We start from the raw sequence: 13,635 nt of genomic DNA, 5'->3' as shown, positions 1-13,635 counted from the left end.
AGACGCGATCTGCGATCGCTTCTCAGGACAAGGTCCGAGGAGGGACCGCTCGTCACGGCCAGCTCTCCGCCATCGCCGCCCGCGTCTCCTCGACTCCGGCCGTCCAGACCCTGAGCATCTCCGCGTCGGGGCGCTGGTAGCGGCCGTGGAAATTGCCGTCGCCGAGGATCTCGCGCTTTCGCTGGGGATTGGCTGCCTGGTAGAGGGCGGCATCGAACGGCGGCTTGACGATGTCCGGCATGGCCACGCCCTCGAGGCGGGTCCAGGGAAAATTCTCCATCCAGGAGGCATGCGACGCGGCCGGGTCGATCTGCCGGACGGCGGCCTGGAACAGCGGGCCGGCCCACCAGTTGTGCATCTTGACGCTGGCGTCGGGGCGCCTGCCCATCCATTCCGTGGCGAGCGTCATCGCCGGCGAATTGCCGCCATGGCCGTTGACCAGCACGATACGGCGGAAGCCGGAGCGGTAGACGCCTTCGAGCAGGTCCTCGATCACGGCGAGATAGGTGCTCATCCGCAGCGAGACCGTGCCTGGATAGGCGGTGAAGCCCGGCGTCATGCCGTAGGCCAGCACCGGAAAGACCGGAATCCCGAGTGGTTCGGCGGCCTCGTTCGCGACGCGCTCGGCGAGGATCGCATCGGTGGCGAGGCTCAAATAGGCATGCTGCTCGACGCAGCCGAGCGGCACCACGCAACGGTCGTCGCGCTTCGCCTGTTCCTCGATCTGCATCCAGTTCATCCGGGAAACCAGCATGACCGATCCTTGCGTTTCGACGAAACCACGTCATCCTTGACAGCCGCATCCGGGGTCGTCAAGTTCCATATGGAACCAAGTCAGGGAGTGTCGCAATGCGCCTCGCGCCGACCGCCTTGTCGAAGCTGGACAGCGAGCGCGAGGCCGCTCTGCGCAATCTCGACCCGTTGATCGTCACCAAGCTCTGGGGCAATCCCTGCTGGCTCTCCTTCCGGCTGAATTTCATCGCCTTCCGCTTCAATGATCCGGTCTATCGCTGGATCGAGACGCGCTACGGGCTGGTCCGGCCGGAATTCGTCGCGCTCTACGCGGTCGGCCTGAAGGGCGGCGTCGCCGCCAAGAACATCGTCGCCTCTGCCGGGCTGCCGAAGAACACGCTGTCGCGCGCCATCCAGAAGCTGCTCGAGCGCCGTCTGCTCAAGCGCGAGAGCGATCCCGACGACCTGCGCAGCTATGTGCTGGCCCTCACCCCTGCCGGCAGGGCGATCTTCGACGAGACCATGCCGCGGATGGTGCAGCAGCAGGCTGCGATGCTGGGCGTGTTGAGCGAGGCCGAGCAGAAGCAGCTCTGCGAGCTCCTGGACAAGATGGTGATCGCCTCTCCGACCTGGCCTGTCGACCTCGAACCCGAAGGTAACCCGTCATGACCGAGACCTTGCGCATCTTCCCGCTCTGGCGGCGAGCCACCTTCGTTGCCCTGTGCGGCATCGGGCTCGCCGGCCCCGCTCTCGCCCAGAACCTGACCATCGGCGTGCGCGCCGGCCCGGAATCGATCGATCCGCATTTCACCGCGACCGGTACCCATGCCGAGGCGCTGAAGCATGTCTTCGACACGCTGACGTGGTCAGGCGACAAGCTGCAGATCGAGCCGAGGCTGGCGACGAGCTGGAAGGCGATCGAGCCCGCCGTCTGGGAGTTCAAGCTGCGGCCCGGCGTGAAGTTCCATGACGGCTCCGACTTCACCGCCGAGGACGTCAAGTTCTCGATCGAGCGCATCCCGGTCGTGGCCGGACCGAACCCGACGACGATCTATGTCCGCCGCGTCAAGGAAGTGAAGATCGTCGACCCGCTCACCGTCCACATCGTCACCGACGGACCGGCGCCGAATCTGCCGAACGATTTCATCCGGCTCTTCATCGTCTCGCACAAGGCGGCCGCCGGCCTGACCAAGGACAATGCCAACGAAGCCTTCAACGGCGGCAAGGCGGCGATTGGCACCGGTCCCTATAAATTCGTCTCCTGGACGCCGAAGGACCAGCTCGTGCTCGACCGTTTCGACGGCTACTGGGGCGAGAAGCAACCTTGGGCCCGGGTGCTGCGCAAGGAACTGCCGAACGATGCCGCCCGCGTCGCCCAGCTCAAGGCCGGCCAGGTCGACATCATCGTGCGCGCCCCGGCCTCCGACGTGCCGACGCTGAAGCGCGATGCCAAGCTTTCGGTCGCGACCATCGACACCGTCTATGTCTTCAACATGGAGCTCGACATGCGGGACAAGTCCCCGCAGGTCAGCGCCAAGGACGGCTCGCCCCTCCCGAAGAACCCGATGCAGGACGCCAGGGTCCGCGAGGCCATCGACCTCGCCATCGACCGGCCGGCCCTCGCCGAGATCGCGATGGAAGGGCTGGGGGCACCGGTCAACCAGCTGGTGACGCCGGATATCGCCGGCTACAACAAGAGCCTGCCGCCGCTGAAGCCCGATCTCGCCAAGGCCAAGAAGCTGATGGAGGAGGCCGGCTACCCGAACGGCTTCAAGGTCGGCTTCTCCTTCACCAGCGATCGCCTGCCCGGCGACCGGCAGGTCGGCACCTCGATCGCCCAGATGCTGGCGCGGATCGGTATCGAGGTGAACGCCAACGCCCAGCCCGGCGCCGTCTTCTTCCCGGCCCGGCTGCGCGGCGAGTTCTCGCTGTCCATGTCCGGCTGGGGCACGCTGACCGGCGAGGCGAACTACACGCTCTCCTCGGTGGTGCACTCCAATGACCCCGCCAAGAAGCTCGGCGCCTTCAACGTGCTCGGCTACAAGAACGCGGAGCTCGACAAGCTGATCGAGGATGCCGCGATCGAGATGGACGAAGCCAAGCGCAACGACCTCCTGGCGCAGGCCAACGCCATCGTCGCCAAGGACCGGCCGCGCCTGCCGATCGTCGCCGTCGGCTCGGCCTGGGCGATGCAGAAGGCCAAGGTGACCATCCGCCCGCGCGTCGACGAGGACACGCTGGCCATGGACATCAAGCCGGCGAAGTAAGGGAACCAGGACATGGATGCTCGCCCTTGTGGCGAGCATCCATGTCCTGAACATCGGACTGCCCGGACGAAGACGTGGATGGTCGGGACGAGCCCGGCCATGCGTCGCGGCGCACCCTCACCACGATGTGACTGAAGTCAGGATAAGCAAAAATGACCATCGCTCTCGCCATCCATGGCGGCTGCGGCACCTTGCCCAAATCCGAAATGACCGACGCCGAATGGGCCGAGGCCAAGGCCCATCTCGCCAAGTCGCTGCGTGCCGGCTGGGCGATACTGGCCAAGGGCGGTAGCGCCGTCGATGCGGTCGAAGCGGCGGTCGTGGTGATGGAGGATTCTGCCCATTTCAATGCCGGCCATGGCGCCGCCCTCAATGCCGATGGCGAGCATGAGCTCGACGCTTCGATCATGGACGGCGCGACGCTGGCCGCCGGGGCGCTTTGTGCCGTCAAGCGCATCCGCAATCCCGTCACCGCCGCCAAGGCGCTGATGCGCCGCGGCGACCCGCTGCTGCTGACCGGCCCGGCCGGCGACGCCTTCGCCCAGGCCGAGGGGCTCGACATCGTCACCAATGAGCATTTCTCGACCGAGCGCCGGCGCAAGAACCTCGCCTCGATGAAGATCCGCGAGCTCGTCGGCACCATGGCCGGAGCGAGCGAGGCCGAGAAGCACGGTACGGTCGGCGCCGTCGCCCGCGACCAGGCCGGTCATCTCGCCGCCGCGACCTCGACCGGCGGCTATACCAACAAGCCGCCGGGCCGCGTCGGCGATTCCCCGATCATCGGCGCGGGTACCTATGCGCGCGACGGGCGCTGCGCCGTCTCCGGGACCGGCAAGGGCGAGTATTTCATCCGCTATTGCGTCGGCCACGAGATCGCGTCGCTGATCGGCTATGCCGGGCTCTCGCTCCAGGAAGCAGCCGAGCGCGCCATGGCCGAGCTGACGGCGCACAAGATCGGGGCAGGCCTCGTCGCCATCGGGGCCGATGGCGAGATCGTCGCACCCTATAACAGCGGCGGCATGTATCGCGGCTGGGTCACGCCTGACGGCCTCGTCCATGTCGCGACCCATGCCGATGTCGACATGGTGGGGCAGGCGTGATGCCGCATCGCTTCTCTGCCCCTCCGGAGTCATCCCGGACGAGCGGCATCGCCGCGCAGCTCCGGGATCCATCGGAGGGCTCCGGCGCTCTACGATGGATCCCGGCGCTCCGCTTCGCTGCGGCCGGGATGACGGCAGGAACATCGTCATGAAGGTATCCGAACCGATCCTGATCTGGGGCGCAGGCGCGATCGGTGGCACGCTCGGCGCCTATTGGGCGCGGGCCGGCGTGCCCGTGCTGCTGGTCGACATCGCGCCCGAGCATGTCGAGGCCTGCCGGACATCGGGCCTATCGATAACCGGCCCGGTCGAGGAATTTCGGCAGGTGGTGCCGGCAGCGACGCCGCAGGAGCTCTCCGGCAGCTATTCCCGCATCGTGCTGGCGGTGAAGGCCGGGGCGACGGAGGCCGCGCTCGCGGCACTGACGCCGCATCTCGCGGAGGACGGCTTCGTGCTCTCGGCCCAGAACGGGCTCAACGAGATCACCATTGCAAGGGCGGTCGGCGAGGCGCGCACCATGGGCTGCTTCGTCAATTTCGGGGCCGACTGGCATGGTCCCGGCGAGATCCTCTACGGCAATCGCGGCGCCGTCGTCGTCGGCGAGCTCGATGGGGCGATGACCGACCGGGCCCGCGAGATGCACCGTTTGCTCAGGTTGTTCGAGCCGGACGCGATCCTGACCGACAACATCTACGGCTATCTCTGGGGCAAGCTCGCCTATGGCGCGATGCTGTTCGGCACCGCCCTCACCAACGATTCGATGTCGGCGAACTTCGCCGATCCGGCGCGGCTGCCGGTCTGGTTGGCGCTCGGGCGCGAGGTAGGCGCTGTCGCGGCGGCACGCGGCGTCGCCTCGCTCGGCTTCGGCGACTTCGATCCGAAGGTCTTCGCACCCGGCGCGCCCGAGGGCCCGCAGGAGAAGACCATTGCCTGGCTCGCCGACTATACCGCGAAGACGGCCAAGACCCATTCCGGCATCTGGCGCGACCTTGCCGTCCGCAAGCGCAGGACCGAAGCCCGGCCGCAGATCGGCATCATCTCGGCGCTCGGCCGCGAGGTCGGCGTCGCGACGCCAGCGCTCACGACGCTGGTCACGCTCATCGAAGACATCGAGGAAGGCCGCCGGCCGATGGCGTTCGAAACCCTGAAGGTGCTGATCGAGCAATGCAGATCCGTTTCGATGACCGTGTAGCCCTCGTCACCGGCGCCGCGCAGGGCATCGGCCGCGCCATCGCCCAGGCGCTGGCCCAGGCCGGCGCCCGTATCCATCTCGTCGATCTTGATGGCGAGGGCATCGCTGGCGTGGCCAGGGAACTGGGCGCGGCCGCTCATGTCGCCGATCTCGGCGGGCCCGCAGCGGCGCAGGAGACGGTCGCCGCCGTGCTTGCGGCCGAGGGCCGGCTCGACCTTCTGGTCAACGCCGCCGGCGGCGTGCGCGGCCAGGTCGGACGGCCGATCGAGGAGATCTCCGAGTCCGACTGGCGCGCCATCTTCGCCGCCAATGTCGACGCCGCCTTCTTCCTGTCTCAGGCCGTTGCACCGGCGATGAAGCAGGCTGCTTACGGCCGCATCGTCAACATTTCCTCGGGCGCGGGCCTGCGGCCGAGCCTGACCGGCATCCAGGCCTATGCCAGCGCCAAGCACGCTTTGGTCGGGCTGACCCGGCAGCTCGCCTGGGAACTCGGCCCGCATGGCATCACCGTCAATTCGGTGGCGCCCGGCTTCGTCCGCTCCAACCCGGCGACCGAGCGGCAATGGCAGTCCTATGGCGCGGAAGGCCAGAAGCGGCTGGTCGACGGCATCCATACCCGCCGGCTCGGCACGCCGGCCGACATCGCCCATGCCAGCCTGTTCTTCCTCTCGGAGCAGGCGGGCTGGACAACCGGCCAGGTTCTGTCGGTCGATGGCGGACGTTCCTGAGTTTCTCCCCGAAAGGGATGATCCGGCTCATTGCTGAGCCGGATTGCCACATGCGCAAGTATCGCCCTAGAGTGCGCGCCGGGTGGCACTCGCCGCCTGCCGAAAGTGAAGGGAGAGCACGTGGCAACGGGCACCGTGAAGTGGTTCAACGAGACCAAAGGGTACGGATTCATCACGCCGGATGCCGGCGGCAGCGATGTCTTCGTGCATATCAGCGCAGTCGAGCGCTCCGGCCTGCGCGGCCTGAACGAAGGCCAGAAGATCAGCTACGATCTGGAAGCAGACCGCAAGACCGGCAAGTCGGCGGCCGTCAACCTCAAGACTGCCTGAAGACACCGGCCTATCGAGGGTCGCGGACAAGCGGCGTCTGCTTCCCCGCCATATAGAACTCGTCAAGAACTGATGATTCCAGGCATTTCCGTCGCCGATCGGCGGCGGCCAGGAGCGCAAGGCAAGGCCAGGCTCCTCCGCGGCGCTGGTCGCTTGCAATCGCATCGCTGTCATCGATCTGCATTACGCCTGCTCTAAGCGGGAGGGCTTGCCATGGCGCGCCAGAGCGCCGGGGAGGGAGAGCCCAGTGGATCGCAGTTTCGACCTCGCCATCGTCGGCGCCGGTATCGTCGGCCTCGCACATGCTTTGGCCGCCGCAAGGCGCGGGCTGAAGGTCGTCGTGATCGATCGCGATGCGCAGGCCAATGGCGCGTCCGTCCGCAATTTCGGCTTCGTCACCGTCACCGGCCAGCAGGCGGGCGAAACCTGGCAGCGGGCGCGGCGCTCGCGCGATGTCTGGGCCGAAATCGCCCCGAAGGCGGGGATTGCGCTGGTCCATGCCGGGCTCTGCCTCGCCTCGCGCCGGTCGGAGGCGACCGCCGTGCTCGAGGCCTTCCTTGCCACCGAGATGGGCGAGGGCTGCGCGGTGCTGCGCGGCGAGGCCCTGGCGCAGCGCTTCCCCTTCCTCGCGCCCGGCCAGGAGGCGGCGCTCTGGAGCCCGCATGATCTGCGTGTCGAATCGCGCGAGGCGATCCCGCTGCTCGCCGCTCATCTCGCGCGCGACTGGGGCGTCTCCTTTCTGCGCCAGGCGACGGTGCGCGGCGTCGCCCTGCCGGTGATCGAGACCTCGGAAGGCGCCCTGCGTGCCGATGCCGCCATCATATGCCCCGGCGACGACTTCACCGGCCTCCATGCCGACGAGCTCAGGCGCGCCTATCCCGCACTGACCCGCTGCAAGCTGCAGATGCTGCGGGTCCGCACGGCAACCTCCGGGCCCGACCTGCCCTGCGCGGTCATGTCGGATCTCTCGCTGGTGCGCTATCTCGGCTATGCCGAGCTGCCCGAGGCCGCCGCCCTGCGTGCCCGGCTGGAGCGTGAGCAGCCGGAGCACCTCGCCAACGGCATCCACCTGATCACCGTCGCCTCGGCCGATGGCAGCCGCGTCGTCGGCGATTCCCACCATTATGCGGCAACGCCCGATCCGTTCGCGCAGGACGCCGTCGACGCGCTGATCCTCGACGAATACGAGGCGGTCTTCGGCGTGCGCCCGCCTGTCGAGACGCGCTGGCTCGGTACCTATGCCAGCCTGCCCGACCGGCCGATGCTGCGCGAGGCGATCGCCGAGCGTGTCCGCCTGGTGATCGTCACCTCGGGAACCGGGGCTTCTACCTCCTTCGCGATCGGCGAAGAGACCATTGCGGAGATGTTCGGATGAGCGCCGTCGCCATGCTTTCGTTCAAGGCCGTCAAGGCGGTGGTGCTGGACTGGGCCGGCACGGTCGTCGATTTCGGCTCGCGTGCGCCGATGGGCGCCTTCGTCGAGGTTTTCGCCCGCTTCGGCGTCGCCATCAGCATCGCCCAAGCGCGCGGCCCGATGGGCCTGCCGAAGCGCGCCCATATCGCCGCGCTGCTGGCCGAGCCGGCGATCGCCGAGGCCTGGCGCGCCGCTCATGGCGCGCTGCCGGACGAGCAGGCGATCGACGCCGTCTATGCCGAGTTCGTGCCGCTGAATGCCGCTGTCGTCACCGACTATGTCGAGCTGATCCCCGGCGCTGCCGAGACTGTCGCCAATCTGCGCCGGCGTGGGCTCAGGATCGGCTCGACCACGGGCTATACCCGCGAGATCATGGAACGCCTGCTGCCGGCCGCGGCGGCGCAGGGCTATCGGCCCGACAATCTCGTCTGCGCCGGCGATCTCGCGGAAGGGCGGCCGAGCCCGCTGATGATGTATCGCTGCTTCGCCGATCTCGGCGTCTATCCACCCTCCAGCGTCGTCAAGGTCGACGACACCGAGCCGGGCATCGCCGAAGGCGCGGCCGCCGGATGCTGGACGGTCGGCCTAGCCGTCTCCGGAAATTGCGTCGGCCTCTCGCTGGCGGAGTGGAACGAGTTGCCCCTGCTCGAGCAGCAGGTCCTGCGCGGCAAGGCGGCGGCGCGGCTGCGGGCCGCCGGCGCCGACTATGTCGTCGACAGCATCGCCGAGCTCGTCGGCGTGGTCGAGGCGATTGATTCGACCCTGCTGGCGCGCGCCGCGGCGAAACAGCCGGCCTGAGCCCGGAACAGCGAAAGCAGGAGCACGAACGGACCGGCGACCGCCCCTCGCCGGTGCTCACCCCGCTTTGCCCGCGAATGCGGCACGGATGCCCAATTTAGAACGATTGACAAACAAAACGGCAGCGCTGAGAGTTCGTAGGTATACAAACGAATTTCCTTGCCGGCTTGGCGCCATTGATGCGCCCGGCTTAGGGTGGGGAGCCGCGGCGAGGGGCCGCAAGCAAGAAGATCGATCAGCCAGTGGGGGACAGCCATGAAGATTGACCGTCGCCAATTCGTCAGCGGAGCCGTGATCGGAGCGGCCACGCTGGCAACGCCCTCGCTGCTGCGCGCCCAGGGTGCGCCGATCAGGATCGGCGAGATCAACAGCTACACCTCCCAGCCAGCCTTTCTGAAGCCCTATCGCCAGGGCTGGGAACTCGCGCAGGAGCAGGTCAACGCCGCTGGTGGCGTGCTCGGCCGCAAGATCGAGACGCTGTTCCGCGACGATGCCGGCAAGCCCGAGGATTCGGTGCGCCTCGCTGGCGAGCTGATCAATGCCGAGAAGGTCGATCTGCTCTCCGGCGGCTTCCTCTCCAATGTCGGCCTCGCCATCGCCGACTACGCCCTCCAGAACAAGCGGCTCTACGTCGCCTCCGAGCCGCTTTCCGACGCGATCGTCTGGGCCAAGGGCAACCGCTACACCTTCCGCCTGCGCCCCTCGACCTACATGCAGGCGGCGATGCTGGTCGAAGAGGCCGCCAAGCTCCCGGCCAAGAAATGGGCGACCGTCGCGCCGAACTATGAGTACGGCCAGTCGGCGGTGAAGTGGTTCAAGGAGCTGCTCAAGAAGGCGCGGCCCGATGTCGAGTTCGTCGCCGAGCAGTTCCCGGCGCTCGGCCGCATCGATGCGGGCGCCACCGTGCAGGCGCTCGAGGCGGCTAAGCCCGACGCGATCTTCAATGTCACCTTCGCCGCCGATCTCGCCAATTTCGTCCGCCAGGGCAATACGCGCGGGCTGTTCGAGGGCCGCGCCGTCGCCTCGATGCTGACCGGCGAGCCGGAATATCTCGACCCGCTCGGCGCCGAGGCCCCGGTCGGCTGGATCGTCACCGGCTATCCCCAGGCCGACATCCAGACGCCGGACCACGTCAAGTTCCGCGAAGCCTATCGCGCCAAGTACAATGACTATCCGCGGCTCGGCTCGGTCGTCGGCTACGACACCATGAACGCCATCGCCGCCGGCCTCGCCAAGGCGGGCACGACCGACAATGAGAAGCTCGTCGACGCGCTGAAGGGGCTGAAGTTCACCTCGGCCTTCGGCCCGGTCGAGTTCCGCGCTTCCGACCATCAGGCGACGCTCGGCGCCTATGTCGGCAAGACCGCGGTCAAGAACGGCAAGGGCGTGATGGTCGACTGGCGCTATGCCGACGGTGCCAAATACCTGCCCTCGGATGCCGAGGTGAAGGCGCTGCGCCCGGCGGGCTGAAACCCGCTTCAATCTGATATTGACTAGATCCCGGCCGCGACATTGCGTTGCGGCCGCTGGAAGAGTGCGCCCTTTTCGCCCGGTTCGATGGATGTCGGTATGATCGACCTGATTTTCGCACAGACGCTGAACGGTCTGGCCTCGGCCTCGTCGCTGTTCCTCGTCGCCTGCGGGCTCTCGATCATCTTCGGCGTGACGCGGATCGTGAACTTCGCGCATGGCTCCTTCTACATGCTGGGCGCCTATCTCGCCTTCACGTTGGTCTCCTATTTCGGCGGCTCCGAAGCGCTCGGCTTCTGGGGCGGGGTCGTGCTCGCCGCGTTGATCGTCGCGGCGATCGGTGCCCTGGTCGAGATCACCGTATTGCGCCGGATCTATCAGGCGCCGGAACTCTTCCAGCTGCTCGCCACCTTCGGCCTGGTGCTGATGGTGCAGGACATCGCACTCGCGATCTGGGGAGCGGAGGACAAGCTCGGTCCGCGCGCGCCGGGCTTCAAGAGCTTCGTCGTACTGATGGGCAGCCGCTTCCCGACCTATGAGCTCTTCCTGATCGTGGTCGGGCCGATCATGCTCGCCCTGCTCTGGTTCCTGTTCCAGAAGACGCGCTGGGGCACTTTGGTACGCGCCGCGACGCAGGACCGCGAGATGGTCGGCGCGCTTGGCGTCAACCAGCGCCTGCTCTTCACCTCGGTCTTCGCCTTCGGCGCGGGGCTGGCAGGTCTCGGGGGCGCGCTGCAGCTGCCGCGCGAGGCGGTCAACCTGCACATGGACCTGTCGATGATCGCCGAGGCCTTCGTCGTGGTCGTCGTCGGCGGGCTCGGCAGCGTCACCGGTGCCTATCTCGCCGCCGTGCTGATCGGCGTGATCCACGCCTTCGGCATCCTGATCTTCCCGAAGATCACGCTCGTTCTGGTCTTCCTGGTCATGGCGGTGGTGCTGATGGTCAAGCCCTATGGGCTGATGGGCAGGCGGCCGGTCGGCAGCGCCCATGCCCATGGCCCGGTCGAGCCGCTGCTGCTGCCGGCGAGCCCGGCCGCCAAGGGCCTCGGCCTGCTGGCGCTGGCGCTGCTCCTGGTTGCGCCCTTCATCGTCGCCGATCACTGGCTGCTGACCCTGACCGAGCTCTCGATCTTCGCGCTCTTCGCCGCGTCGCTGCACCTGATGATGGGGCCCGGCGGCATGGCCTCCTTCGGCCACGCCGCCTATTTCGGCCTCGGCGCCTATGGCGCGGCACTCGCCGTGAAATGGCTCGCTCTGCCGATGCTGCCGGCGCTCGCCTTCGCGCCCTTCCTGGCGGGCATTGCCGGCTTCGTCTTCGGTTGGTTCTGCGTCCGGCTCTCGGGCGTCTATCTGGCTATGCTGACGCTGGCCTTCGCCCAGATCGCCTGGGCGACCGCCTTCCAATGGGTCGATCTCACCGGCGGCGACAACGGCATCCTCGGCGTCTGGCCGGCTGCCTGGGCGAACTCGAAGCTGGTCTTCTATTATCTCACGCTGGTGATCTGCGTCGCCTTCGTGCTGCTGCTGCGGGTCTTCGTCTTCGCGCCCTTCGGCTATGCTCTGCGGGCGGGGCGCGACAGCCCGCTCAGGGCCGAGGCGATCGGCCTGCCGGTGATGCGCATCCAGTGGCTCGCCTTCATCATCGCCGCCTTCGCGGCGGGCATTGCCGGCTCGCTCTTCGCCTTCTTCAAGGGCTCGGTCTTCCCGACCTATATGGCGATCCCGCGCTCGGTCGACGCGCTGTTGATGGTGCTGCTCGGCGGCGTCCAGACGGTTTCGGGCCCGATCGTCGGCGCCTTCGCCTTCATGGGCCTGCAGGAGCAGCTCGCCAAGGCGACGATGTACTGGCGCTTCGTGCTCGGCGCCTCGATCGTACTGCTCGTCATCCTGTTCCCGCGCGGGCTGGTCGGCACCACGCTCGCCCTCGCCGAGCGCCGCCGCGAGGATGGCGGCGCCGCGCCTGCCGCCACGCCGGAGCCAGCCCGATGACCCCGGTCCTCGAAGTCCGCAATCTCGGCAAGTCCTTCGGCGGCGTCCGCGCCGTCGACGATGTCAGCTTTGAGGTCGAGGCCGGCAAGCTGCTCGCTCTGATCGGCCCGAACGGCGCCGGCAAGACCACCTGCTTCAACATGCTGAACGGCCAGCTGCTTTCCGATCGCGGCGAGGTCATCCTCGCCGGCCGCCGCATCAGCGGGCTGAAGCCGCGCGAGGTCTGGCGGCTCGGCGTCGGCCGCACCTTCCAGATCACCGCCACCTTCGCTTCGATGAGCGTGCGCGAGAACGTCCAGATGGCGCTGATCTCGCATGCCGGCGAGATCTGGAAACTGTTCGGCCGGGCCAAGGATCGCCATGTCACCGAAGCCGATGCGCTGCTCAGCCAAGTCGGCATGCTCGATCAGGCCGAGCGCGCCTGCGGCGTACTCGCCTATGGCGATCTGAAGCGCGTCGAGCTCGCCGTCGCCATCGCCAACCAGCCAAAACTTCTCCTGATGGACGAGCCGACGGCCGGGATGGCGCCACGCGAGCGCATCGCCCTGATGGCGCTGACCGCCGAAATCGCCCGGCAGCGCGGCATCGCCGTGCTCTTCACCGAGCACGACATGGACGTCGTCTTCGCCCATTCCGATGCCGTGCTGGTGCTCGACCGCGGCCGGTTGATCGCGCAGGGCAAGGCCGAGGAGGTCCGCAACGACCCGGCGGTACGCGCCGTCTATCTTGGCTCCGGCGCGACTTCGGGAGGCCATTGATGAGCGCCACCATGCTCGAGATCGAAGGGCTGAACGCCTATTACGGCCGCGCCCATATCCTGCAGGGCGTCGGCTTCTCGATGGACCGCGGCGAGGTACTGGCGCTGATGGGCCGCAATGGCGCCGGCAAGTCGACGACGATGAAGGCGGTGATGGGGCTCGTTGCGCCGCAATCGGGCCGCGTCGTCTTCGACGGGCAGCCGATCGCCGGGCGCGAGCCCTTCGAGATCGCAAGGCTCGGCCTCGGCTATGTCCCCGAGGACCGGCGGGTCTTCTCCGAGCTCAGCGTCATGGAGAACCTAGCCGTCGGGCGCCGGCCGCGCCGCGATAACGTGCCCTATTGGACGCCGGAGCGCCTGTTCGAGCTCTTCCCCAATCTCGGCCGCATGCGTGACCGGCCGGGCGGGGCGATGTCGGGCGGCGAGCAGCAGATGCTGACCATCGCCCGCACCCTGATGGGCAATCCCAGCCTCGTCCTGCTCGACGAGCCCTCGGAAGGGCTCGCCCCGGTCATCGTCGAGGACATGGCCAAGACCATCCTGGCGCTGAAGAGCGAGGGGCTCTCGGTGCTGATCTCCGAGCAGAACCTGCATTTCGCCGGCTCGGTCGCCGACCGCGCCACGATCATCGAGAAGGGCCTGATCCGCTTTACCGGCACCATGGCCGAGCTCAAGGCCAACGACGCGGTGCGCTCGCAGTATCTGTCGGTGTGAGGCTTCGTCAGTCCGGGGCGCTGAGCGGCAGCGCCTTGGAAACATGCACACCACGCTTCCCGTCATGGTCGGGCTTGACCCGACCATCCACGTCTTTGCTGGTCGAGACCTGAGTTCAAGATGTGGATGCTCGCCACAAGGGCGA

Annotated in this window: 13 protein-coding genes; 12 read left to right on the top strand and 1 reads right to left on the bottom strand. The window is 67.6% G+C overall.

Features of this window, described 5'->3' with window-relative positions; all coding sequences use genetic code 11:
• Positions 1 to 52: 52 nt before the first annotated feature.
• Complete coding sequence (locus J0J10_RS08970; protein ID WP_291646160.1) at positions 53 to 754, bottom strand: creatininase family protein; 702 nt, start codon at positions 752 to 754, stop codon at positions 53 to 55.
• A 95-nt stretch (positions 755 to 849) separates the two neighbouring features.
• Here J0J10_RS08970 and J0J10_RS08965 point away from each other — a divergent pair, with 95 nt between their 5' ends.
• The 12 genes from J0J10_RS08965 (at position 850) to J0J10_RS08910 (ending at position 13,490) form a co-directional block, all read left to right on the top strand.
• Entirely contained in the window at positions 850 to 1,401 is a 552-nt protein-coding gene (locus tag J0J10_RS08965) for a MarR family winged helix-turn-helix transcriptional regulator (RefSeq protein ID WP_291646159.1), read from the top strand.
• Positions 1,398 to 2,999 (top strand): ABC transporter substrate-binding protein, encoded by a 1,602-nt coding sequence (locus J0J10_RS08960; protein WP_291646158.1) that lies wholly within the window; start codon positions 1,398 to 1,400, stop codon positions 2,997 to 2,999. The genes J0J10_RS08965 and J0J10_RS08960 overlap by 4 nt, the downstream gene beginning before the upstream one ends.
• 152 nt (positions 3,000 to 3,151) lie before the next feature.
• A complete protein-coding gene (locus J0J10_RS08955; protein ID WP_291646157.1) occupies positions 3,152 to 4,099 on the top strand; it encodes an isoaspartyl peptidase/L-asparaginase family protein in 948 nt (315 codons plus the stop codon).
• Between the two features lie 148 nt (positions 4,100 to 4,247).
• Positions 4,248 to 5,291, top strand: coding sequence for a ketopantoate reductase family protein (locus J0J10_RS08950; RefSeq protein WP_291646156.1), 1,044 nt, complete (start codon positions 4,248 to 4,250; stop codon positions 5,289 to 5,291).
• Entirely contained in the window at positions 5,264 to 6,019 is a 756-nt protein-coding gene (locus J0J10_RS08945; protein WP_291646155.1) for an SDR family NAD(P)-dependent oxidoreductase, read from the top strand. Before J0J10_RS08950 ends, J0J10_RS08945 begins: the two co-directional genes overlap by 28 nt.
• 120 nt (positions 6,020 to 6,139) lie before the next feature.
• Entirely contained in the window at positions 6,140 to 6,349 is a 210-nt protein-coding gene (locus J0J10_RS08940) for a cold-shock protein (protein WP_291638004.1), read from the top strand.
• A 247-nt stretch (positions 6,350 to 6,596) separates the two neighbouring features.
• Positions 6,597 to 7,724: a TIGR03364 family FAD-dependent oxidoreductase gene (locus J0J10_RS08935; RefSeq protein ID WP_291646154.1), complete on the top strand. Its 1,128-nt coding sequence runs from the start codon at positions 6,597 to 6,599 to the stop codon at positions 7,722 to 7,724.
• Positions 7,721 to 8,560 carry a phosphonoacetaldehyde hydrolase gene (gene phnX / locus J0J10_RS08930; RefSeq protein ID WP_291646153.1) on the top strand — a complete coding sequence of 280 codons (840 nt, stop codon included), beginning with the start codon at positions 7,721 to 7,723 and terminating at the stop codon, positions 8,558 to 8,560. Before J0J10_RS08935 ends, phnX begins: the two co-directional genes overlap by 4 nt.
• A gap of 255 nt (positions 8,561 to 8,815) precedes the next feature.
• Positions 8,816 to 10,030 carry an ABC transporter substrate-binding protein gene (locus tag J0J10_RS08925; RefSeq protein ID WP_291637998.1) on the top strand — a complete coding sequence of 405 codons (1,215 nt, stop codon included), beginning with the start codon at positions 8,816 to 8,818 and terminating at the stop codon, positions 10,028 to 10,030.
• A 102-nt stretch (positions 10,031 to 10,132) separates the two neighbouring features.
• The gene (locus J0J10_RS08920; protein ID WP_465247179.1) at positions 10,133 to 12,019 is read left to right on the top strand and encodes an ABC transporter permease; all 1,887 of its coding nucleotides are present in this window, start codon (positions 10,133 to 10,135) and stop codon (positions 12,017 to 12,019) included.
• A complete protein-coding gene (locus J0J10_RS08915; protein WP_291646151.1) occupies positions 12,016 to 12,777 on the top strand; it encodes an ABC transporter ATP-binding protein in 762 nt (253 codons plus the stop codon). The genes J0J10_RS08920 and J0J10_RS08915 overlap by 4 nt, the downstream gene beginning before the upstream one ends.
• Positions 12,777 to 13,490 (top strand): ABC transporter ATP-binding protein, encoded by a 714-nt coding sequence (locus J0J10_RS08910; protein ID WP_291646150.1) that lies wholly within the window; start codon positions 12,777 to 12,779, stop codon positions 13,488 to 13,490. The genes J0J10_RS08915 and J0J10_RS08910 overlap by 1 nt, the downstream gene beginning before the upstream one ends.
• Positions 13,491 to 13,635: the final 145 nt, after the last annotated feature.

This window comes from Allobosea sp. (assembly GCF_017308075.1).
Lineage (GTDB): Bacteria > Pseudomonadota > Alphaproteobacteria > Rhizobiales > Beijerinckiaceae > Allobosea.
This window is presented reverse-complemented; position numbering and strand designations above follow the sequence as displayed.

Coding starts and splice junctions, on each gene's coding strand:
- J0J10_RS08970 (WP_291646160.1), bottom strand. CDS start 754: ATGCTGGTTTCCCGGATGAACTGGATGCAGATCGAGGAACAGGCGAAG.
- J0J10_RS08965 (WP_291646159.1), top strand. CDS start 850: ATGCGCCTCGCGCCGACCGCCTTGTCGAAGCTGGACAGCGAGCGCGAG.
- J0J10_RS08960 (WP_291646158.1), top strand. CDS start 1,398: ATGACCGAGACCTTGCGCATCTTCCCGCTCTGGCGGCGAGCCACCTTC.
- J0J10_RS08955 (WP_291646157.1), top strand. CDS start 3,152: ATGACCATCGCTCTCGCCATCCATGGCGGCTGCGGCACCTTGCCCAAA.
- J0J10_RS08950 (WP_291646156.1), top strand. CDS start 4,248: ATGAAGGTATCCGAACCGATCCTGATCTGGGGCGCAGGCGCGATCGGT.
- J0J10_RS08945 (WP_291646155.1), top strand. CDS start 5,264: ATGCAGATCCGTTTCGATGACCGTGTAGCCCTCGTCACCGGCGCCGCG.
- phnX (WP_291646153.1), top strand. CDS start 7,721: ATGAGCGCCGTCGCCATGCTTTCGTTCAAGGCCGTCAAGGCGGTGGTG.
- J0J10_RS08925 (WP_291637998.1), top strand. CDS start 8,816: ATGAAGATTGACCGTCGCCAATTCGTCAGCGGAGCCGTGATCGGAGCG.
- J0J10_RS08915 (WP_291646151.1), top strand. CDS start 12,016: ATGACCCCGGTCCTCGAAGTCCGCAATCTCGGCAAGTCCTTCGGCGGC.
- J0J10_RS08910 (WP_291646150.1), top strand. CDS start 12,777: ATGAGCGCCACCATGCTCGAGATCGAAGGGCTGAACGCCTATTACGGC.